Raw genomic sequence first — 20761 nt, 5'->3', positions numbered from 1 at the left:
GCCGCCTGGGAGCGTCGGGTCCGCACCGTGTACATGGAAGGGCGGGTGCCCGATGAGCCTCCCGGGGTACGCGTGCCGCCCGGCGGCATCGGGTCCGTGCCGCGCATACGGACGGGCGGGTGCCCGGTGAGCCTCCCCCGGTACGCCGCGCGGCGCCTGCTGCTCGGCTTGGCGCAGATCCTCGCGGTCACGGCGCTGGTGTTCGTCCTCACCGAGGCACTGCCCGGCGACGCCGCCGTGGTGCTGGCCGGTGACACGCCCGATCCGGAGCGGATCGAACGGATCCGCCGGGAACTGGGGCTCGACCGGCCCGCGCCGGTGCGCTACGCCGACTGGCTGCTCGGCCTTCTCCGGGGCGACCTCGGGTCGTCCCTGACGGCCGGGCGCCCCGTCACCGGTTTCCTCGCCGACGCCGGCGGGCCGACCGTCCAGCTCGCTGCGATCACCCTGCTGCTGTTGGTGCCGCTGGCCGTGGCCGTCGGAGTCGTCGCCGCGGTCCGCGAGGGCCGGCTGCTCGACCGGGCGCTCACCTCGGTCGGCATCGGCCTGTACTCGGTCCCGGAGTTCGCCCTCGCCGTCATGCTGGTCGCGCTGTTCGCGCTCCGGCTCGGCTGGTTCCCTCCCACCGCGGTCGGCGTCGGCCCGAACCTGCTCGCCCAACCGGCCGTGCTGGTGCTGCCGCTCCTCGTCCTGCTCGCCCGGCCGATCTGCTCCATCAGCAGGCTGGTCCGGGCCGGGATGATCGACGCCCTGCGTTCCGACTACGTACGCCACGCCCTGCGGCTCGGCCTGTCGGTCCGGAGGGTACGGCTGGCGCACGCGCTGCCCAACGCGGTGGCGCCGGCCGTGCAGCAGCTCGCCCGGACCACGGACTGGCTCCTCGGCGGGGTGATCGCCGTCGAGGCCGTTTTCGTCATCCCCGGCCTCGGCACCTCGTTGGTCAGCGCGGTCTCCGCCCGGGACATCCCGGTGATCCAGGGGTTGGCCCTGGTCTTCGCGGCCACCACGGTGACCGTGAACCTCGTCGCCGACGTCGTCGCGTTCCGGCTGGCTCCGCGCGCCGGAGGCGCGACATGAACCCGGAACGCGGCATGAACCCGGAGCAGGACATGAGCCCGGAGTCTGGCACGGTCCCCGGGCGGGACATGAGGGCGGCGTGGAAGGACGTGGAGCCGGAGCGGGACGTGAACCCGGAGCGGGGTGGCGGGAAGCCGGAGCGTCGTGTGCGACCGGTGCTCCGGTGGGTGTCGATCGGAGTGCTGCTGGGCGTGCCCACGGTGCTCGCCCTCGCCGGCCCGCTGCTGGCGGGGGAGCCGAGCCCCCGCGGCGTCCCGTTCGGCTCCGGCTCCCTCCTGGGAACGGACTTCGTCGGACGCGACGTGGGGGAGCAGGTGCTCGCCGGGGGCAGGACCGTCGTGACGGTCGCGCTGGCCGCCACCGCCCTGGCCTACCTCGTCGGCACGCCACTGGGGATGCTGGCCGCGATGACCCGGCGCCGCTGGCTCGACGAGTTGCTGATGCGGCCCCTGGACCTGCTGCTGGCGATCCCCTCGCTGCTGTTGCTCATCCTGCTGGCCGCGACCGCGCCACCCGGACCGCTCACCCTGATCGTCATCGTCGCCGTGATCAGCATGCCGGAGGTGGCCCGCGTGTCCCGCGCGGCGGCCCTGGAGGTCGCCACCAGGCCCGCCATGGAGGCGATGCTGCTCCAGGGTGAGACGTGGTGGCGGCGGGCCGTCGGTTATGTGGGCCGGTCGATGCTCCGTACGCTCCTGGCCGACCTGGGCGTCCGCGTCGTCGGCGCGCTCTATCTCGTCGCGACGGCGAGTTTCCTCGGCGTCGGCGTGCCCCCGGACGCCACCGACTGGGCGGTGATGGTCGACCGGAACCGCACCGGCATGTTCCTCCAGCCCTGGGCGGTGGTCGTACCGGCCCTGCTCCTCGTCATGTTGTCGGTCGGGCTGAACCTGTTGTTCGACGGGGTGCAGCGGCGCCGCGAGGAGGAGGTCACGTGATCCGCGTCGCGGAGCTCCGCGCCGAGGCGGGCGGCAGCACGCTGGTCGACGGCGTCTCCTTCGAACTCGGCCCCGGCCAGGTGCTCGCCCTGGTCGGCGCCTCGGGCAGCGGCAAGACCACGATCGGCAGGGCGTTGCTCGGCGAGCACGCCCCCGGAGTGGTCGTGTCCGGGACGGTCGAGGTGACCGGCACCGTGGGCTACCTGCCCCAGCATCCCGCATCGGTGCTCAACCCGGTCCGCCGCATCGGCGCGGTCCTGCGTGAGATCGCCAGGAGGCACGGGGAGGGCGAGACAGCGCGGCGGCACGAGGCGGAACGGATCTCGTCCGCCCTCCGCCGGGCGGAGCTGCCCGCGGGCGAGGACCTGCTCCGCCGCTACCCGCACCAGCTCTCCGGCGGACAGCAGCAGCGCCTGGTGCTCGCCCAGACCCTCCTGGTGGCACCATCGGCGATCGTGGCGGACGAGCCCACCACCGGTCAGGACGCCATCACCAAGCGGGAGGTCATCGACGAGCTGAAGGGTCTCGCCCGCGCGGGCCTCGCCGTGGTGCTGCTCAGCCACGACCTGGACGTGGTGGCCGCGCTCGCCGACCACGTCGTCGTTCTGTCCGGCGGCCGGGCGGTGGAGAGCGGCCCGGCCCGGGAGGTGCTCACCCGGCCCCGGCACGACTACACCCGGCGGCTGCTCGCCGCGCGGCTCCCGGTGAGCCCGCCTCCCGGCCCGGCGTCTCCTCCCGACGCGGGCCCCTCTCCCATCCCGAGCCCTTCTCCCACCCCGGACCCCTCTCCCGGTCCTGGATCTCCTCCCGGCCCCGGGTCTCCCCCCGGTCCTGGGCCTTCTCGCGGTCCGGCCCGGCTGGCGGTGGAGGGGCTGACCGCAGGACACCGCTCGGCCACCGTGCTGCACGAGGTGTCACTGCGGGTGGCCACCGGGCGGTGCCTGGCGCTGGTCGGGCGCTCGGGCAGCGGCAAGACCACCCTGGCGCGCTGCATCGCGGGGTTGCACGAACCTGCGGCGGGAGAAGTCCTGCTGGACGGGAGGCCACTCGGCCGGTCGCTGTCGCGCCGGCGTCGCGAGGACATCGCCCGCGTGCAGTACGTCTTCCAGGACGCGCACGCCTCCTTCGACCACAACCGGACGGTGGTCGGCCAGGTGAGCCGGACCGCGGTGCGGTTGCGCGGCCTGAGCCCGCAGGAGGCGCGGGACGCGGCACTGGAGATGCTCCGGCGGGTCGGGCTCGACGCGGAATCGGCGGCCCGCCGGCCCGGGCAGCTGTCCGGTGGGGAGCTCCAGCGCGCGGCGCTCGCCCGCGCGCTGCTCGCCTCCCCCGACGTCCTCGTCTGCGACGAGATCACCTCCGGCCTGGACATGGTCACCCAGGCCGGTGTCCTCGACCTGCTCGACGAGCTCCGCCGCGCGTTCGGTCTGACCCTCGTACTGATCAGCCATGACATGGGTGTCGTCGCCCGGCTCGCGGACCATGTCGTGATCCTCTCAGAGGGCCGGGTCGCGGAGGAGGGTGCCGCCGCGCACGTCCTCGACCGGCCCCGTCACCCGCTGACCCGCAACCTCCTTGATCCACACGTCTACCAGGAGAACAGAGCATGAGCCCCTACGACGTCCACCCGGCCGAGGCCGAGCACCTCGAAGGCGCGCGCAGCGTCATGCTGGACACCTTCTACCGGGAGTTCGGCCACGGCTACCACCCGGTGTGGCACCGGGACGTCATCGACCTCGACGGCACCTACCTGCGTCCGGCCAGGCACGCCCTCTTCGTGGCGACCAAGGGGGGCGAGGTCGTCGCAACCACCGCGGTCCGGGCAGGAGGTCCCTCGTGCCCGCCGCACCCCCGCTTCCTCGCCGACCGCTACCCGGCGGAGACCACCGCCCAGCTCTTCCGCGTCTACGTACGGCCCGAGCACCGCCGTCAGGGACTGGCCGGGGCCATGGTCCGGCTCGCCTGCCGCTTCGTGGCCGACACCGCCGGGTACGAGGCCCTCTACCTGCACACCGACACCCGGGTGGAGGGGGCGGAGGCGTTCTGGAGGTCGATGGCCACGGAGGTCCACGACGCCCGCGACGGCGACCACGAGCACTTCCAGACCATCCACTTCGAGATCCCGCTGGACGGGTTCCGGGACACCGCCGACACGTCCGGAGCACTCCAGGCGCGCTCGTAACCCCCGTCGGGCACCCGGCTGGTCGTTCATGTGCGCGTGTCGGGTGTCCGGCTGGTTGTTCATGTGCGCGTGTCGGGTGTCCGGCCGGATATTCATTCGACGCCATGACGGTGCGACGGCACCATGGGTCTTTCGGGAGAATCCAGTGAGGAGCCGGCAGGTGCACGACTATCGCCGCGATCTCGACATGTTCCGGGATCGCCGTTTCACCCTGCTGCTCGCCGCGCGGACCATCTCGATGCTGGGCAGTTCCTTCGCCCCGGTCGCGCTGGCTTTCGGCATCCTCGGCCTCCCTGGGGCGACGCCCACGACGCTGTCGATCGTGCTCACCGCCGAGGCGCTGCCGATGGTGGTGTTCATGCTCGTGGGCGGTGTGATCGCCGACAGGTTGCCTCGGCACCGGGTCATGATGGCCGGTGAGGTGCTCAACGCGGCGGCGTTCTCCTCCCTGGCCGCGATGATGCTCACCGGGTGGACCCCGCTGCCCGCGTTGGCGGTGGCGGCGGCGCTGACCGGCGTGGGCATGGCGGTCCTGTATCCCGCGCTGACCGGCATCATCCCCGACGTCGTCCCGGCCGAGCGGTTGCAGACCGCCAACGCGCTGCTCGGGCTGGGCGGCAACAGCGCGCGTGTCGCGGGGCTCGTGCTGAGCGGAGGCGCGGTGGTCGCGCTCGGCGGGGGCTGGTCGCTCGCCGTCAGCGGCGCCATGTTCGCGACGGCGGCCGTGCTCGTCGCCGGGATCCGCCTCACCCCGGCGGAACGCTCCGCCAGTGAAAGCCACTCGGTCCTGGCCGACCTGCGGGGCGGCTGGCGGGAGTTCGTCTCCAGGCAGTGGCTCTGGGTGGTCGTCGCGCAGTTCTCCGTGCTGGTGATGGCGGTGCAGGCCGCGCACGGCGTGCTCGGACCGCTGGTCGCCACCGAGAGCCTGGGCGGGGCGGGCGCCTGGGCGGCGGTCCTGGCGGGGGAGGCGGTCGGCATGATCGGCGGTGTCTTCGTCGCGCTGCGACTGCGTCCCCGCCGCCCCATCCTGTTCGCCACGATCCTCACCGTGCCCACGGCCCTTCCGTACGTGCTGCTCGGTTCAGGGGCCCCGCTGTGGGCGATCGTCCTCGGGGCGGTCGTGATGGGCGTCTGCTTCGACGTCTTCGGTGTGTTGTGGAGCACCACCATGCAGCGGGAGATCCCGCCGGAGTCCCTGTCGCGGGTCAGTTCCTACGACGCCCTGGGGTCGTTGATGCTCGGCCCGGTCGGTCTGATGGTGGCCGGGCCGCTGGCGATCGCGGTCGGACCGGAGCCCGCGCTCCTGGGGTGCGCCGCGCTCGTCGTCCTCTCCTCCCTGGCCGCGCTGCTCTCTCCGGGGGTCCGTAACCTGCGTGCCCCGGAAACGGTCCTCGACGGCACTGAGGACGCCCCTTCGGAACCCGTCCCGGCCGACGCCCCGAGCGTCGTTCCGGAGGCCGCCCCCAAGGCCGTGCCGTCCTGAGAGCCGCCGGCGCGGTCACCGTCCCGGCTCGGGGCCTCCGGTGCAGAGCCGTCCGCGTGCGGAGTGTTCTCCCAAGGGCCGGTCGTCATGTGCGGGGCACCGGCGCGGTCACCGTCCCGGCTCGGGGCCTCCGGTGTGGAGCCGTCCGCGTGCGGGGTGACTTCCCGGGGTGCCGGCGAGGACAGGAGCATGCGCAACCGAACGCGTGACCCCTTCTCCGCCTGCTGGATGGTGAACTCGTCGCACAACTGGCTCATCAGCCACAGTCCGAACCCCCGGACGGTGCCCGTCGGCCTCTCCCGCGGGATCCGCTCGGCGGCCAGACGGCCGACGGTGTCGGTGATATCGACGATCAGGGAGGTGGCGGTCCGCCGGATGCTCAGGGTTCCCTTGCCGCCACCGTGCTCCAGGACGTTGATGACCGCCTCGTTGGCGGCCAGGAGCAGGTCGTCCAGGCGCTCGCCCCGCATGCCGGCCTGAGCCGCGTAGCGCTGGAGACGTTCTCGCAGTGCGGTGAGATCATCGTCGATCGGCCACTGTCGGCCGTGGTCGGCGCTCACGACACCCTCCTTGGCACCCCTGCCCGGCCGTCGTCGGGAAGCGGGCCGACTGACTCCGGGACCAGGGCGTTGCTGATGAGTTACACGATGCAGGACACCTGCCCGCTCCTTGCTAACTTACGACTCTGCAGGCTCATGAGATGTTCGCTTGCCCGTTTTCGCGGTGTTATCAGGGCCCGTGAGCTGGGCGTGAGTTCCGCGAAACCCCGAAGCCGACATTTCATGATCATGTTGATTCGATGATCGAGGCGGAGAGGGGGTCGCCCGACTCAGGTGGCGTGCAGGGCCTCGGCAGCCTCGGCGAGAGTGGGACGCACCTCGAATGCCTGGATCAGCCCGGTCAGATGCAGGAGTCTGGCCACGCGGGAGTGCGGGTTGACCAGGATGAGCCGTCCGCCGCGGTCGTGCACGGCTCTGCGGACCTTCAGGAGGATCTGCATCCCGGTCGAGTCACAGAAGCTGAGGTCCGTAAGGTCGATCACCACGTCGCCGTGGTGCTCGGCGATCGCCTCGTGTGTGTCGTGGTCGAATCGTGTGGCGTTGTCATAGTCGAGCTCGCCGGCCAGAGCCAGGAGAACGGTGTTCTCCACAACAGGCTCGAGAACGCGGGTCACATGGACGGCAGTGCTCACGGGTGCACCTCTGCGGGGAGTCGGAGGACGGAAGGGCCGGGGACGGTGGGCGGCAAGCACGACCGGGGCCGTCGCCGGGGTCCGGCGAGAGGACCGGTGAGAAGCGACCCGATCACGTCCTTCCGTTCGGAAGCCCGCACACGGGTGCGGACCGCCGCCCTCGCCATCACTGTCAGCATTTGGTCGCCGAATTACTCCAGATACCTTCTCAAGGTACAACTTAGGAGTAATCACTCGCTCTTTCCGGTCGCACGTCTCCGCGCACCCTACGGGCCGCATGCGCCACAGTGGGAAGGACCGGGGACCGTCCGGCCGTCCGCGGACCGCGCCGGGCCCCGTTCCGGGACGTGAACCAGCCCCGGACCGGGAGGCGAACCGATCCCGTTCCGGGACGTGAACCAGCCCTGGAGCGGGAGGCGAACCGATCCCGTTCCGGGAGGCGAACCGACTCCGGAGCGGGAGGCGAACCAATCTCGGACCGGGAGGCGAACCGGCCCCGGACCGCAACGGCTGACCCGGATGCCGCCGTAGGGCGGCCCGGCAAAGGAGAAACCCATGCAGGTGGATGTCAAGCTCTCCCCCGATGGTGATCGTTATGTGGCGGAGGTGGACGGCAGGCAGATAGGGCTGCTGGAACTCGTCCGGCGGGACGGTGTCATCATCTATCCGCACACCGAGGTCCACCCGGAGTACGAGGGCAACGGAGTGGGTGCCGCGCTCGCCCGCGCGGCGCTCGACGCGGCCCGCGCGGAAGGCGTGAAGGTGGTACCGCGCTGCTGGTTCGTGAAGGGCTGGATCGCCCGCCACCCCGACTACTCGGACCTGGTCGCGGACGCCTGAAAACTCCGATTCGTCATCCATACCGATCGAGTCAGGTGATATCCGGCACCACCCCGCCCGAGCGGCAGGACGGATCCGCTGGTCAGAGCGGATCAGCCGAACCGGGTGGCCTCCGGTGCGGGCATCTGGCCGTCGTCTGACGCGTGAGTCGGTCATTACGCGAGCTATCGTGAGAACGGGACCGGTCCTGTGGCCGGTTCCACGGCGGATCGTGATCGTCGGACCACGAGCCGTACGGGATGATAATGAAGAATTACCTGGTAAGCGTAGATCGGCCGGTTCAGCCGTTCGAGCTGACCGGATCAGTGTCCGATCCCTTGCTAGGCTGCAAGGCACCATTGGAACCGGGCGTTGTCTCACCCCGGCAGGTGAGACTGTCGAGAAGTGGGGTCACACCGTGAAGAAGTTGCTCGTTCTGGCGCTCGTCGCCGTCGGGGGGCTGTTGGTCTGGCGCAAGGTGCAGGCCGACCGAGCCGAGCTCGACCTGTGGACTGAGGCCACCGGCAGCGAGAACTGATCGACGCGGCTACCGATTCGGGTGCTTTCATGGTCCTTGCCCAAGATGGAGTAACGCCCATCAGGCTTGCCTGTCTGGATCTGGCAGGCACCACGATCGGTGATATCGCCATGATCGAACGGGCGTTCGCCGAGGCGATCGCCACGCAGGGCATCGTGCCCGGGACCGGTGCGTACGCGCGTGCCATGGTGCACGTGCACCGGTCCCGGGGCTGCCCCAAGATCGATATATTCCGGGGCATCTTCCCGGACAACGAGGCTCAGGCGCAGGCGGCCAACCTGACCTTCGAGCGTTCCTTCGAAGGGGCCGTCGAGCGCTCGGGTCTGGTCCCGCTGCCCGGTACCGTCGAGGCGCTCGACAAGCTCCGCGGCGCGGGTGTCAAGATCTGCCTCATCACCGGGTTCAGCCGGGCCACACTCGGCCGCGTGCTGTCCGCTCTGAGCTGGTCCGACAAGGTCGATCTCGCCCTCTGCCCCGAAGACGCCGGGCGTGGGCGCCCCATGCCCGACATGGTCCTCAGTGCGGTCCTGCGTCTCGGCATCGCGGACGTCCGCCAGGTCGCGGTCGCCGGCGGCTCCGAGAGCGACATGCTCTGCGGGCGGCGGGCAGGCGCATCGGTGATCGCCGGTCTCCTCACCGGAGCACACAGCAGAGAGCGTCTCCTGAAGGGCGGCGCCACCCACATCCTCGACTCCGTCGCCGGCCTCCCCGAGCTCGTCCTCGGCGGCGTACCGGCCGGGACCCCCGTAGGCGCCTCCACCCACTGAGGCCCCGGCCTACCTCGGTCCGAGAGCTGCGAGAGATCTGCTTCACCCGCGTGCACAGCGGATCCCCTCACGCGGATCCCCTCACCCCGCCGGTGAACCCGCCCGATCCGATACGACCCGTCGCCCCGAGGTTTCCGAGTGGCGTCGAAGCGGGTCCTGTTGCTACGGTGTACGACTGAAGCAAGCCGTGCGGGGATATCCCTCACTCGCAGGCTTGGATTCGGGGGCCTTAGCTCAGTTGGCAGAGCGCCTGCTTTGCAAGCAGGATGTCAGGAGTTCGAATCTCCTAGGCTCCACCAGCCAAAACGCCCCACATCCGATTTCGATGTGAGGCGTCCGGGCCATCAGCGGGCCATTAGCCGACGATCCCACCAGCGCCGCCGTCCTGCTGCTTCCGTGTCTTCTTCGCCTTGCGCTGCTCCGCCTTGACGCGAGCGCTCAGCGCGTCGGCGATCCGCTGGTCCGCGTCGCGGGTGGCGTGCTGGTAGATCAGCGCCGCCCGGTCGCTGTCGTGTCCCATCCGCGCCTTGAGGTCGGCGAGGCTCGCCCCTGACTGCGCGGCGAGGGTGTTGCCCGTGTGCCGCAGGTCGTGGAAGTGCAGGCCGGTGACGCCCATCTCCTTGAGCGCGTCCGCCCACCTGGCCTCACGCCGGAAGTTGTTGCCCCGCAGGAACCCGCCGCGTTTGCCGAGGAACATGAAGGCGTCCGGCGCGTCGGCGACGAACTCCGCCAGGTGATCGGCGAGCGCCGGGACGATCACCGAGGGGATGCCGACGATCCGCCGGCCCGCCCGCGACTTGGGAGGGCTGAGCACCATCTCTCCCCCTTCCAGTTCGAGGAGCTGTTCCCGGACCCGAACCGTCCGAGCGGCGAGGTCGACGTCCGAGCGGCGCAGCGCGGTGACCTCACCCCAGCGCAGGCTGGCGAAGGTGGCCAGCAGGACCAGCGCCCGGAACCGCCGGTCGGCCATCCGGTCGGACAGCTCGAAGACCTGTGCCACGGTGAGGACCGGCCGCTCCGGCGTCTGCTCGTTGTCGGCGCCCTTGATCCGGCACGGGTTCCGCGCGAGCATCTTGTCCTCCTCCACCGCCGTCGTGAGGACCGCCCGAAGCAGCCGGTACACCTTGGCCGCGACGGAGACCGACACGCCGTCCGCCAGGAGGTCAGCCCGCCAGGCACGGACCATCTGCGGAGTGAGCTTGCCGACCGGAACCCCACCCAGGCCCGGCACGATGTGGCGCTTCCGCAGCCAGGTGTAGCCCTCAACCGTCTTGGGCCGCAGGTTCGGCCGCTCCCTGATCCACGCCTCCGAGTAGTCGGCGAGCAGGACCTTGCCGCGGTCGGGGTCCGTCCACTCTCCCGAGATGATCTGCGCCTCGATCAGTGTCAGAGCGCGGTCCGCTTCGGTCTTGGTCGCGTAGGTCGTGGCACCGGTCCTCATGCTCCCGTCCGGGCCGGGATAGCGGATCTGGAACCGTCCTGACTCCCTCTTGCGGATACTGCCGAAACGGCGACGACCTTCCTTGTTGGCCATCAGGCGACCCGTCCCTTTCTGAGCGTGGCGGAGGTGATCGGCTCGACGACCCCGGCGGCGATGAAGGCGTCCAGAGCTGCTTCCGGTATGCGGACGTTGCGTCCGACGTGGACGAAGGTGATGCGTCGCTCCGCGATCAGACGGCGTGGGAAGCGGACCGAGGTGTTCAGCCGTTCGGCCGCCTGCTCGACGGTGAGAAGCCGTCCTTGCGCCAGTTCGGGGAGGACCGGGGTCTGCGTGATCTTCCTGGTCATGCGGCCCTCCCCGTTGCCGAAAGATCGTGTCCGGTGGCTTTCTCCTGTAGGGCGAGGAGGGTCGCTCGCCAGCGTTGGCGGTCGGCGACCATGCGCAGCAGCCGCAGGGCCAGTGAGGGGACGTCGCCGTCGCCGGCCGGGACGGGTTTCCAGAGGTAGCGGTGCGGGTCGTTGGCGGTGGGGTCGTCGGTCAGGCCGAGGGCGTGCAGGACCCAGGCGCGCCGGTCGCGCTTGTGCTCGGCCAGGGTCTTGTTCGACCACTTACGCGAGACCAGCACCCGGCGGCCGGCGTAGCCGAGGTGGTCGGGCTTGTGGGCCTTGCCCTTGCACCGGCCCGGGACAATCCCGGGTTTGGCGCCCTTGGGCTGGATGCCGTAGCGCAGCCAGTTCGGGCAGGCCGGCGAGCAGGGTTCGTAGCGGAGGGCTTCGACGAGGCGGGCGGCGTGGTCGCGGCGGGCGGGGTCGTCGGTGTCGAGGCTCTCGCCGAGGGATTTGGTCAGGTACTTGGACAGGTAGCGGATGCACTGGTCGGCGTCCGGGGTGCCGGCGAGCACGCCTTGGACGTCGATCTGGTCGCCGAAGCGGAGCACGTGCAGCGGTTCGGCGTCGGCGTCGGCGTCGAGGTGGTCGAGGGCTTGGTCCCAGGTGGGCAGGATCTCGCCCGTGGCCGGGTCGAGGTAGTCGCCGTCTTGGCCGTCCGGATAGGCCGTGCCGTCGGGCAGGTCGGCCCGCGGTGCCCAGACCGGCAGGTGTTCGCCCTCGAACTTCACCTCGTCGACGGCGGGCCACCACACCTGGTGATAGGTGGCCGCGGCAATGGCCTTGATCTCGGCGCGCGGGAGGGTGCCGCGCACCGCCATGTGCAGGTGCGGGGCGAGGCGTTTCTGTGGTTCGACGGTGGCGAAGTACTGCACGTCGTAGCCCGCGACGCGGCGGAGGTTCTGCACGAACCGGTCGACCAGCTTGGCGAAGTGCAGCGCGTCGCGGGCGGCCCGCCGGTAGTCGTAGGTGGCCGGGTCGACCGGCACGCCTTGGCCGGCCCGGATGCGTCCGTAGGAGGGCAGGGTGAGGGTGAGGAACATCGACGGCCGGTAGACCTTCCCGTCGGTGCCGGGGAAGGCCCGCCCCAGGGTGGTGGGGCTCATGGCCCGCCTGGGCAGATCCGGAGCGTCCTGACGGCGCCGGGTCGAACGCGAGCGCCGGGACGCCGTGCGGCCGGACAGGGTGCCACGCATGCCGGCCGCGGTGATCTCGGCGTCGATCGCCGCGATGGCCGCGTCCCAGTCGGCGACCTCCTCGGGTGTGCCGTCGCGGTCGGCCGCATCCCGCTTGGCCTGCACGTCGGCGCGAAACTCGATCAGCCACCGCTGTTCATCGGTGGAGGGGTCCGGTTCGGTGACGGGCTCGTGGTCGAGGTGCCAGCCTTCGCGGCACTGAGCCATGCGCAGGTAGCGGTTGCGCTTGGCGCAGGAGGGGCATTTGGTCTCCCGGGTGGCGCCGCACGGGACGTTGACGTCCTCGCTGCGCCCGGTGCGGACGTCCAGGCGGCGCAGCACGATCGGGCGGACGCACACCCCGTTGTGCTTGGCGATCTCCACCGCGACGTCCAGGGCGACCGGCATCTTCTGCCGTTCGGCCCGCGGCCGGTGGCGGTCGGTCGTCGTGGTGTTCATTCGCCTCCCTCCTCGCGGTGCACTTCGGTCAGGTCGGCGGTCAGCCGGTAGAGGGTGCCGTAGGGGTCGGTGGTGATGGAGACGTCGGACAGTTCGAAGGCCACCACGCGTTGTGTGCGGCGCGGTCCGAGCAGGGCCAGGACGGGCCGCTCGCAGATGCGGGTGATCTCTTCGTCGGTGCCGTGGAAGCAGACCCTCACGCGGTCACCGCCTCGGCCATGGCGCGGATGTCGGCGTCGGACACGTAGGCCGCGCGCACCCGGATCGGATCCGGGGAGGTTTCCAGCCGCACATAGGCCACGCCGGCGCCTTGGGCGGGGATGGGGGAGATGTGGTCGGCCAGCGCGCCCCGGTCCCGGGCGCCGTCGCCGAGCACCATGTCCACCTGCTCGGACTCATCGAGGCGCAGGGCGATCTTGTCGGGGAACAGGTTGCGGATGCTGAGCACGTCCTTGCGCGGGTCCTGGAGGGCGGCCAGCACGCCGACGCCGACCGCGCGGCCCTGGGTGGTGAGGGTGGCCAGCGCGGCGGAGATGCGGAGCTTCAGACCTTTGTCGGACTGGTAGGCGGTCAGGAACGCGACCTCGTCGACGACGACCAGGACGAACGGGTCCTCGGTGGTGGGGGTGTGGGTGCGCTGGAGGCCGGCGAAGCGGTCGGCCCGCTCCTGCATGACCGCCACTGCGGCCTCCAGCAGGTCCGCGCAGGCGTCCGGGGTGGCCGCGTACCGGTCGCCGAACAGGGTCCGGCCGAAGGACAGTTCCATCCGTTTCGGGTCCAGGGCCCAGATCTGGACTAGGCCCGCGCGGACGGCAGGGAGGAGACCGCGGATGGTCGACCAGATGATGGAGCCCTTGCCCGCGCCGGTGGCGCCGGCCACCAGGACGTGGGTGCCGTGGACCTTGAGCTTCCATGGTGTGCCGTCCTCGCAGCGGCCGATCTCCACCGGCCCGACCGTCGCCTCGTCCGGGATCGGGACGGCCGGTAAGGGGGTGGCCAGCGGGTCATGGCGGGGGATGATGAGCAGCAGCCATCCGGCCCGCGCGATGGACACCCGGCAGGAGGTGGCGCCGAAGCCGTGCGCGAGGTGGTCGACGCGGTCGGCCCAGTCCTTGACGCACTGGCCGGTGAGCATCCGCACGGTGACCAGGTCGGCCCACGAGGTGCAGGTGACGTGGACCAGGCGGGGCAGGTAGTCGCGGCCGTGGATGCGCCGCCCGAGGCCGGAGACGATCATGACGGGTTGCCAGTGCCGCCGGTACACCCAGATCCGGCGCCAGAAGGCCAGCAGCCGCCAGCCCACCCAGCGCAGGAACGAGGCGCGCGCGAGAAAGAACCAGGCGGTGAGGCCGACGAGGACCAGGGCGACCAGGCCCAGGCCCCATGGCCAGCCGTACAGGGCCCAGGTCACCACGGGCACGGCGACGACGATCGCGGCGATGGGGTGGCGCCAGATGACCCGGATCAGCCCGGCCAGCAGTCGCCAGGTGAAGATGAGGACGGTGATGATGGCCGGGGTGTGCAGCACGGCCGGGCGGAACACCACGGCGGTGTCGGGGGTGGTGGTGACGAGGTGCTGCGCCTCGTCCCCGGGCAGCTTCTTGAACATTAGGCTGGTGCCTTCTTCCTTGGATTCGCGTGCGAGGGAGAGTGGAGGGGCCGCCGGAAGTTGCCGCTTCTGGCGGCCCCGCTTACGTGGTCAGGCCGCGGCCTCGCCGGGCCGGGCGACCGAGGTGACCGACTGGTCGGCGTGCAGGCGCTCGCACACCGCCAGATAGCGGGCGGCGGCGTCGGCGAGCTGCCGGGCGAGCGTGAGGTCCTGGTCGGTGACCGGGCCGCCGCCGGTGGTGGAGATCGACACCCGCGCCTGGAGGCCGGAGATGTCCAGGGTCGGCCGGTGCCGGTCGGCGCCCAGCACGCTGACCGCCAGGTCGGAGGTGCGAAAGGAGATGCCGAGCCGGGTGCCGGCCTCGTCGATCGACGCGGTGACGAACGTATAGGGGACGGGCTCGGTCACGCCGCGGCCTCCTTGACCGCGCCGTTCTGCTTGGCCGGTCCCGCCGTGCCGGTGGTGCGGGGAGCGCGCAGGGCGGTGGCGCGGATGGAGTAGGCCAGGCGGCCGGTGTTCTGCGCGACGTAGGGGGTGACGGTCATGCCGTCGAACTCGACCGGCACGAACGGCAGCCCCGGCAGCGCCGGCGGGACGACCGGCTGCACCGCCGACAGGAGCTTGACCGAGACGGTCTTCTGCCCGGCCTTGACACCGGGGTCGGCGTCCATCACGGCGACCTGCCAGATGAGTTCGCCGGTGGTCTTGTCCTTGGCGAACACGGTGCGCCCGCCGGAGGAGGCGTCGAAGTCCTTGACCTGCTCGACCTCGCCGACGATGTAGCAGCCGTGCGGGAAGACCTGCTCGAAGGTGACGGGGATGGGGCCGTGGATGGCCATGGCAGTAGTTCCTTTCACAAGGACGCCCGACATCCGGACGTCCACTTGTCCGATTGAGTTGAGAGTAGCTGAACCCCACTCGTCCGCACAAGTGAATGAGCGGGGCGAGTGGGAGGACAGCTCAGCTCACCGGATACACATCCTGAAGCTCATGCAGGTCACCGGGCAGCGCCGCCTCCACCACCAGCAGCACCGTGCCGGCTGCGTCATGCACCGTCGAGACCACCCCGAGCACCGGCTTGGCCGAGCCGAGCAGGTCGGTCTCCTCCTCAGAGGGGGCACGCGCGGTCAGCCGCTCGGTGACGTGATCGAAGCGCAGATGCTTGACCGCTTGGAGATGCTGGCGCACCCCGTACCGGAGCGGGTCGGGCCTGTCGAGGTCGGTGCCGAGGGCGACCTCCAACGGGAACCACAGGGTTTCCACCGCCGCCACCCGGTCCCCTTGGCGGGCCACCCGCTGGCGGGCGAGCACCGGAGTACGCTCTGCCACACCCAGCAACCGGGCGATGTGCCGCGGCGCCGCCAGGCGATGCACCTCAATCGCCTGCTCAGCGCTCTCGGCCTGTTCGGCCACGCCCAGCCCCGGCCGAACCCGATCCGGGGAACTCTCCGGCCGGCCTTTGACGAACGAGCCGCGCCCGTGCTCGCGCTCGATCCAGCCCTGCATGGCCAAGGTCTGCAACGCGCGCACCACCGTGGTGCGGCCCACCCCGAACTCCCGCACCAACTGGGTCTCGGACGGCAGCATGTCTCCCGGCGCGTACTCGCCGGCCTGGATCCGTTGCTGGATCGCCGTCATCACCTGGGCATACTTCGGCGGAGCGAAGTCCATGCTCATGTCAACCGCCCGATCACTCTTGCACTCGTCTGCACAAGCACAGTACTGGCTGAGAAGGCACCTGTCAGGGCTCTGCCCTCAGGCCCATAAGCCGGACTGCCTACTGGCGAACCGACTGGTTACCGGGCGGTCCCGGACAGCAGGGCGCCCCATACGGCCTCGGCCTCCCGGCACCGCCACGCCTCGCTCTGCGCCACCAGCGCCTTGCCCTTGCCGGTGCTGGTGCGCCGGATGAAGGCCAGCCCGCCGGCCTGGCACAGCTCATAGAACGTCACCCGGTGCTCATGGCAGGTCCAGGCCACCACCCGCACCCGCTCGAAGCGGCGCAGCGCCGACCACGTCAGCGGCACATGCGCCGGTTGCGGTGGCGCCAGGTGCGGAGCCGAGCACGACGCGCCCTGAATCCCGGCCTGCCTGCTCACGAGGCGACCCGTTCGAAGCGCACCGATCCGGCCGGATCCACCGTCGCCTTGAAGATCACCCGCCGGGACCAGTCGTCGGGGACGGTGCCGAAGTCGTAGAGCCGATGCGTGATCCGTCCCCACGCTCCCGTGTTCGCGGCCAGACGGCGCAGGGCCATCCTGAGGTCATCCATCGACGCGGCCTGACTCGAACTGGTCCCGCACGGCCCGAGCTGGTCGGTGCCGTTCGCGGAGAGGAAGACCTCCCACTCGAACATCTCGATAACCTGTTCCGCGCCATCGCAGTACAGGCAGTCCTCACGGGAGGACGTCTCCATGCGCAGGACCGTGGCCGCCACGCACCCCCGGCGAGTGACGATCTTCCAGCCGCGCCCGTCGCATTCCTCGCACTTAACCGGCGTTGTCATGCCGGAAAGAATGTCTGCGTGAACTCACCGCTCCTATACCACGCGGATATATCACCGGGGGATATAGGATCCCAACCCACAGCGACGCGTCATCTCGGGGGCTGATCACCGGAGGACGGGATGCCAAAAAGCGCTTTCGATCCGATCCGAATTCCGGAACAGGTTTGGGACCGTGAAGAAAACAGGGCAATTCTCAAGAGTCGCAACATATCCGAGCTTTTCAAGATCGCCGCCAAGTACGGCGCCAGCCAGACACGCCTCAGCACGGCGACCGGGATCACCCAGGGCCGCATCAGCCTGATCATCCGCGGGCAACGCCAGGTCACCGACCTGGAGGTATTCGAGCGTATCGCCGCTGGCCTCGGCCTTCCCGACCACGCCCGCATGCTGTTCGGCCTGGCCCCGCTCGACACCGCCTCCCCCACCGGAAATCGCGACGGCGTCCACCAGGAGCAAGCCGAGGAACTGGCAGCCCGGATCGAAGAGGCGACCGTCGTCGACTCCACCATGGTCATGATCCTCACCACCGACACCAATAATCTGCGCCTGATGGACCGCCGGGCGGGTGCTGCGGCAATCGCCGACAAAATGCGTGCCCAAATCACCCAGATCGAACGCTTCCACCGGCACGCCATACGCCCCGGAATCCGCGCTCAACTCGCACGCATCATGTCGGAAACGGCAGCTCTCGCCGGATGGCAGGCCATCGACACCTGCGCTCTGTCCGACGCGTGGGACCACCACGAGCGCGCCATATCAGCCGCCCGCGAAGCCGAAGACCCAGCCCTGATCGCCTACGCCCGTGGCCAGCAGGCATACGTCCTGGTCGACCTCGGGCGGCCGGCCGAGGCCACCGAACTACTCCAGCACATCCGAACCACCTACGACCGGCACGTCCCCGATCACCTCCGGACCTGGCTCGCCGCCGCTGAAGCCGAAGCCGCCGCCATCCTCGGCGACGAGACCACCTGCCGCACCGCTCTAGACCAAGCCGCCGCCCTCCTGCCCCAAGGAGGCGCCGACCCGACCCTGCCGTATGTCTTTCTCGACAAGCACCACCTGGCCCGCTGGCGCGGCAACTGCCTGGTCCGCTTCGGCGACCCCGACACCATCGAAGATCTCCAGTCCGCCCTGGCGGGCATGGACGGCACCTACAACCGCGCCGAAGCCGGTCTCCGATGCGATCTCGCCCACGCGTTCCTGGCCATGGGAGAGGCGGACGCCGCCCACCCGCATCTCCACCGAGCCCAGCAACTCGTCACACTGACCGGCTCCCGCCGGCACGGACGACGCGTCAAGGAACTCACCCGAGCGGCTACCCGCGCGCTGCGTTGAGCCGCTCTCGCGCGTACAGCAACCCGACCAGCACCCCGGAGTTCCACACATCCCCGCGGGCGATCATGTCGGGAATCTCGGCCATCGGGATCCACTCCAGCCGATCGGCCTCAACCTCCCCGACCGGTTCCCCCACCAGTTCGGCCCCTCTGCCGAGAAACACGAGGTGCTCGGAGTCAACCATGCCCACCATCGGCTGGAAGGTGATCAGGTGCTCCATCTCCCTGGGGCGGTACCCGGTCTCCTCCTCCACCTCACGAGCGGCGGTGTCCTTCGGATCCTCACCCACCTCGACCAGCCCACCGGGCAACTCCCAGCCCCACCGGTCGAACAGGAACCGGTGCCGCCACATCATCAGCACCCGGTTCTCATCATCGACCAGCACCGTCATGGCCGCCCGCCCCAGATGAACCGCGTGGTGCTCGAACCGCTCCCCGTCCGGGATCTCCACGTCCACGAGCCCGAGCCGGATCCACTCGTTGTCGTAGATCAGCCGCTCACCGTGCACGATCCAACGCGTCTGCTCCTCATTGGTAGCCACACAGCGAAGTTACAGGCCAACATCCCCGACGTACACGGGCATCCAGTAGAACTATCGCGGCCCAGGCGTAAGCGATCCACGTCGGTTGCGTACGCGCCGACCCTCACCGCATGTATGAGCAGGGCTGAAGGCTTAACAACGGCTGCTCCCAGAGATTCGGTGTACGGGTTTCACCTGGCCATAAGGCATGGCGCCGTGAAATGAAGATGGCTCCTGTGAGGTTAGGTTGGCCATTTTCGGTCAGAACAAACTGCTGGAAACGAATAAAGTTCTGTGTATGATCAGATCTTGGGAGAAGGTGCGCGATAATGCTAAATAGGTTGAAGGCGGTGAAACTTGTCCGAGATTGCGAACATCGGAGCAGGTCCACAAGCTCAGCTATTGGCCCACAACGCGAAAATTCTCGCCCTGCAAGAGGCAATACGGGTTCGAAAAATCCAGAAAAGATCCCTTTTCTTTTCGGCTGCAATAGTGTCGGTTGGAAGTGTGGCTATCTTTATTGCCACAGTATCAACCTGGGACATTTTCGATATGGGTCCAATCAATCGCGTAGCAATCCCCTTAACCGTTTTATCTGGCGCTCTATTTCTGAGGCTCGCTTACCTGGAGTCAGAGAGAACCGGAAACGAGAGTAAAACGGTACGCAGACTTCAGCTCGACCTTGAGTTAGCCGAAGAGGCGCGCCGGCTCTCGGCGTCGCACCTTGGATTGCCTGTTTATCAACGACAGTACGCGTATAAGGAAGATATACCGCGCGAGTTGACGCAACTGCGCGATGAGGCAAAGTATTATCGTCGCATTCATAACATCTTTCAGGCGATTATCATAGTTGGTTCGCTAGGAACCACAACGGCTGCAAGCCTTGCCGACACTCCCGCTCCCTATAAGTGGATAACGGTCGCACTCAGCTTTGCAGTGGGAGTCTCGGCCGGGTTTACGGGATATTTCAAATATCGAGAACGCAGCTTCTATCTGCAGCAGACGGCGGACGCCATCGAACAAAATATGGCTGCATTTGAGTTGGGGATTCCTCCCTATGAGGATCCCAATGAAAGCAAAAATCTTTACAAGCTTTCTAAGGAAATTGAGCTATTGCGGGTCGAGCAACGCAAGCGTCAGCAACAGCTCGACCAGCCTCACGAAGGTAAAGAAGGGACCGTGTAACTCCTGTATGAGGGTGCTCCAAACGACGCCTGTCTGACGAGGAGATGACCGCTCGGTCCAGGATGACGATCGCTCACTTTGGTGCTTGCCGTCTCTAGCTGGGGCGATCGACGTTGAGGACTCCTTCGGGCCCCAGCACTGGGTGACTATAACTGGGGTGACAACAATGTCCCTACACGCCGACGCCTCCATGCCACTGGCGGCACACGCTTGACCAAGGCATCGATCAGCCGAACAGGATGATTGCTCCGCCTGAAAAGGGGATAGTCGGCTTGTCATGTTGCCAAGCAGTTGCCGAATTAATCTCATGGGTATCAAGGGCGGCGCTGCGCGCCGCTCTGCGGCCCGCGCACGCCTGCACGCTGCGCGTGCGGCCTGGGGGCCGTTCTCGCGCGCGACGCGCACGGGCCGCAGAGCGCGTAGAGCACCCAGTTCATGCACAGACCATCAGACAACGCCTCAGGCGTTACGCTCGGACCACTCGGCCACGGTCTGCATCGACCCCAGCAGCCTTCGAGCGATCCGTGTCTTCGTCTCGCGGTCCAGGCTCTCAGCCAGCCGATCAAAAGCGGCCGGCAGGACATCCAGCATCGAGAAAACTTCCTGACCGTCCCGCAGAGTCAGCAGCAGCATGCAGCGCCAATGCGGCGAGTGCTCCGGCCGATGGTTCAGGCGATGAACCAACGCCGGCCACAAGTAGTGAGTCGCCTCTGGATCGGCATGCTCGGCCAGCCACCCGGCTCCATGCTGACGATTGAGCTCGCACGCCCTCGCCTCCTCATCGAGGTAAATGAGCTGGGCCGTACTGACGGCCTTGACGGTGCGCGGAATCTCCGAGGATGCCATGCCACAAGTATCCGTAGATCAGGTTCACAGGGAATGCCTCCGGCGGGGGCGCTCCGGCTCCGGGATGATCGCGGGCTTCTTCGCGCGGTCCGTAGGTGGCTGAGGTAGGGGCCTGATCATCCCGTCTGCCATCGACCCGGGACAAGCCGAGCAGACCGGGGTCGCGGGGCCAAGGTCGTTCGTCCGGTGGGGCGCTCCACCTTGGCCCCGCGACCCCGGCCCGCTTCCCCTTCGGGCGGGTCGACGGCAGACGGGATGATCAGGCGGGCGGGGTGTGCGCGCCGCGTGGGGAAGACCAGGTCA

The 20761-nt window shown here is 69.0% G+C and carries 23 protein-coding genes, 1 tRNA gene and 1 pseudogene; 11 read left to right on the top strand and 14 right to left on the bottom strand.

Features of this window, described 5'->3' with window-relative positions:
- Nucleotides 1–126: 126 nt before the first annotated feature.
- The 5 genes from F4562_RS17055 to F4562_RS17035 all read left to right on the top strand — a co-directional run bounded on the left by F4562_RS17055 (nucleotide 127) and on the right by F4562_RS17035 (nucleotide 5680).
- Nucleotides 127–1077: an ABC transporter permease gene (locus F4562_RS17055; RefSeq protein ID WP_184547420.1), complete on the top strand. Its 951-nt coding sequence runs from the start codon at nucleotides 127–129 to the stop codon at nucleotides 1075–1077.
- 32 nt (nucleotides 1078–1109) lie between these two features.
- Nucleotides 1110–2015, top strand: a complete 906-nt coding sequence (locus F4562_RS17050) for an ABC transporter permease (RefSeq protein ID WP_246473460.1) — start codon at nucleotides 1110–1112, stop codon at nucleotides 2013–2015.
- On the top strand, nucleotides 2012–3625 hold the full coding sequence (locus F4562_RS17045; RefSeq protein WP_184547422.1) for an ABC transporter ATP-binding protein: 1614 nt from the start codon (nucleotides 2012–2014) through the stop codon (nucleotides 3623–3625). The genes F4562_RS17050 and F4562_RS17045 overlap by 4 nt, the downstream gene beginning before the upstream one ends.
- Nucleotides 3622–4197, top strand: coding sequence for a GNAT family N-acetyltransferase (locus F4562_RS17040; protein ID WP_184547424.1), 576 nt, complete (start codon nucleotides 3622–3624; stop codon nucleotides 4195–4197). Before F4562_RS17045 ends, F4562_RS17040 begins: the two co-directional genes overlap by 4 nt.
- 160 nt (nucleotides 4198–4357) lie before the next feature.
- Nucleotides 4358–5680 (top strand): MFS transporter, encoded by a 1323-nt coding sequence (locus tag F4562_RS17035; protein WP_311734263.1) that lies wholly within the window; start codon nucleotides 4358–4360, stop codon nucleotides 5678–5680.
- Nucleotides 5681–5931: 251 nt separating this feature from the next.
- Here the strand turns inward: F4562_RS17035 and F4562_RS36665 are convergent.
- Both F4562_RS36665 and F4562_RS36370 read right to left on the bottom strand, forming a co-directional pair.
- A pseudogene (locus F4562_RS36665) lies at nucleotides 5932–6150 on the bottom strand (ATP-binding protein); the annotation flags it as partial.
- Between the two features lie 359 nt (nucleotides 6151–6509).
- A complete protein-coding gene (locus tag F4562_RS36370; protein ID WP_184547426.1) occupies nucleotides 6510–6872 on the bottom strand; it encodes an STAS domain-containing protein in 363 nt (120 codons plus the stop codon).
- A 555-nt stretch (nucleotides 6873–7427) separates the two neighbouring features.
- On the opposite strand from F4562_RS36370, the gene F4562_RS17020 reads away from it, so the two are divergent.
- From F4562_RS17020 to F4562_RS17010, 4 genes are all read left to right on the top strand, one after another.
- On the top strand, nucleotides 7428–7712 hold the full coding sequence (locus tag F4562_RS17020; RefSeq protein ID WP_184547430.1) for a GNAT family N-acetyltransferase: 285 nt from the start codon (nucleotides 7428–7430) through the stop codon (nucleotides 7710–7712).
- A 397-nt stretch (nucleotides 7713–8109) separates the two neighbouring features.
- Nucleotides 8110–8229 (top strand): DLW-39 family protein, encoded by a 120-nt coding sequence (locus F4562_RS35020; protein ID WP_208802288.1) that lies wholly within the window; start codon nucleotides 8110–8112, stop codon nucleotides 8227–8229.
- Between the two features lie 29 nt (nucleotides 8230–8258).
- A complete protein-coding gene (locus F4562_RS17015) occupies nucleotides 8259–8996 on the top strand; it encodes an HAD family hydrolase (RefSeq protein WP_184547432.1) in 738 nt (245 codons plus the stop codon).
- A gap of 223 nt (nucleotides 8997–9219) precedes the next feature.
- Nucleotides 9220–9295, top strand: a tRNA-Ala gene (locus F4562_RS17010).
- A gap of 56 nt (nucleotides 9296–9351) precedes the next feature.
- Here the strand turns inward: F4562_RS17010 and F4562_RS17005 are convergent.
- The 10 genes from F4562_RS17005 to F4562_RS16960 form a co-directional block, all read right to left on the bottom strand.
- Nucleotides 9352–10530, bottom strand: coding sequence for a site-specific integrase (locus tag F4562_RS17005; RefSeq protein WP_184547434.1), 1179 nt, complete (start codon nucleotides 10528–10530; stop codon nucleotides 9352–9354).
- Nucleotides 10530–10784, bottom strand: coding sequence for a helix-turn-helix domain-containing protein (locus tag F4562_RS17000; RefSeq protein ID WP_184547435.1), 255 nt, complete (start codon nucleotides 10782–10784; stop codon nucleotides 10530–10532). The genes F4562_RS17005 and F4562_RS17000 overlap by 1 nt, the downstream gene beginning before the upstream one ends.
- Nucleotides 10781–12457: a replication initiator gene (locus F4562_RS16995; protein ID WP_184547437.1), complete on the bottom strand. Its 1677-nt coding sequence runs from the start codon at nucleotides 12455–12457 to the stop codon at nucleotides 10781–10783. Before F4562_RS16995 ends, F4562_RS17000 begins: the two co-directional genes overlap by 4 nt.
- Complete coding sequence (locus tag F4562_RS16990; protein ID WP_184547440.1) at nucleotides 12454–12657, bottom strand: hypothetical protein; 204 nt, start codon at nucleotides 12655–12657, stop codon at nucleotides 12454–12456. Before F4562_RS16990 ends, F4562_RS16995 begins: the two co-directional genes overlap by 4 nt.
- Nucleotides 12654–14066 (bottom strand): FtsK/SpoIIIE domain-containing protein, encoded by a 1413-nt coding sequence (locus F4562_RS16985; RefSeq protein ID WP_184547442.1) that lies wholly within the window; start codon nucleotides 14064–14066, stop codon nucleotides 12654–12656. Before F4562_RS16985 ends, F4562_RS16990 begins: the two co-directional genes overlap by 4 nt.
- A gap of 90 nt (nucleotides 14067–14156) precedes the next feature.
- The gene (locus F4562_RS16980) at nucleotides 14157–14474 is read right to left on the bottom strand and encodes a hypothetical protein (protein ID WP_184547444.1); all 318 of its coding nucleotides are present in this window, start codon (nucleotides 14472–14474) and stop codon (nucleotides 14157–14159) included.
- A complete protein-coding gene (locus F4562_RS16975; protein ID WP_184547446.1) occupies nucleotides 14471–14905 on the bottom strand; it encodes a plasmid replication, integration and excision activator in 435 nt (144 codons plus the stop codon). The genes F4562_RS16980 and F4562_RS16975 overlap by 4 nt, the downstream gene beginning before the upstream one ends.
- A gap of 121 nt (nucleotides 14906–15026) precedes the next feature.
- Nucleotides 15027–15743, bottom strand: a complete 717-nt coding sequence (locus tag F4562_RS16970) for a GntR family transcriptional regulator (RefSeq protein ID WP_184547448.1) — start codon at nucleotides 15741–15743, stop codon at nucleotides 15027–15029.
- 119 nt (nucleotides 15744–15862) lie between these two features.
- Entirely contained in the window at nucleotides 15863–16165 is a 303-nt protein-coding gene (locus tag F4562_RS16965; RefSeq protein WP_184854777.1) for a hypothetical protein, read from the bottom strand.
- A complete protein-coding gene (locus tag F4562_RS16960; protein ID WP_246473458.1) occupies nucleotides 16162–16572 on the bottom strand; it encodes a hypothetical protein in 411 nt (136 codons plus the stop codon). The genes F4562_RS16965 and F4562_RS16960 overlap by 4 nt, the downstream gene beginning before the upstream one ends.
- A gap of 120 nt (nucleotides 16573–16692) precedes the next feature.
- On the opposite strand from F4562_RS16960, the gene F4562_RS16955 reads away from it, so the two are divergent.
- Nucleotides 16693–17907 carry a helix-turn-helix domain-containing protein gene (locus F4562_RS16955; RefSeq protein ID WP_184547452.1) on the top strand — a complete coding sequence of 405 codons (1215 nt, stop codon included), beginning with the start codon at nucleotides 16693–16695 and terminating at the stop codon, nucleotides 17905–17907.
- On the opposite strand, the gene F4562_RS16950 is transcribed toward F4562_RS16955, so the two are convergent.
- On the bottom strand, nucleotides 17888–18448 hold the full coding sequence (locus tag F4562_RS16950; protein ID WP_184547454.1) for an NUDIX hydrolase: 561 nt from the start codon (nucleotides 18446–18448) through the stop codon (nucleotides 17888–17890). The two genes, F4562_RS16955 and F4562_RS16950, sit on opposite strands and share 20 nt — an antisense overlap.
- A gap of 336 nt (nucleotides 18449–18784) precedes the next feature.
- Here F4562_RS16950 and F4562_RS16945 point away from each other — a divergent pair, with 336 nt between their 5' ends.
- Nucleotides 18785–19612 carry a DUF4231 domain-containing protein gene (locus tag F4562_RS16945; RefSeq protein ID WP_221207826.1) on the top strand — a complete coding sequence of 276 codons (828 nt, stop codon included), beginning with the start codon at nucleotides 18785–18787 and terminating at the stop codon, nucleotides 19610–19612.
- A gap of 459 nt (nucleotides 19613–20071) precedes the next feature.
- Here F4562_RS16945 and F4562_RS16940 read toward each other — a convergent pair whose 3' ends face one another.
- Nucleotides 20072–20458 (bottom strand): hypothetical protein, encoded by a 387-nt coding sequence (locus F4562_RS16940; protein WP_184547456.1) that lies wholly within the window; start codon nucleotides 20456–20458, stop codon nucleotides 20072–20074.
- Nucleotides 20459–20761: the final 303 nt, after the last annotated feature.

This window comes from Streptosporangium becharense, assembly GCF_014204985.1.
Classification (GTDB): Bacteria; Actinomycetota; Actinomycetes; order Streptosporangiales; family Streptosporangiaceae; genus Streptosporangium; species Streptosporangium becharense.
The sequence above is the reverse complement of the archived record's forward strand: the minus strand, read 5'-3'. Positions and strand labels throughout refer to the sequence as shown.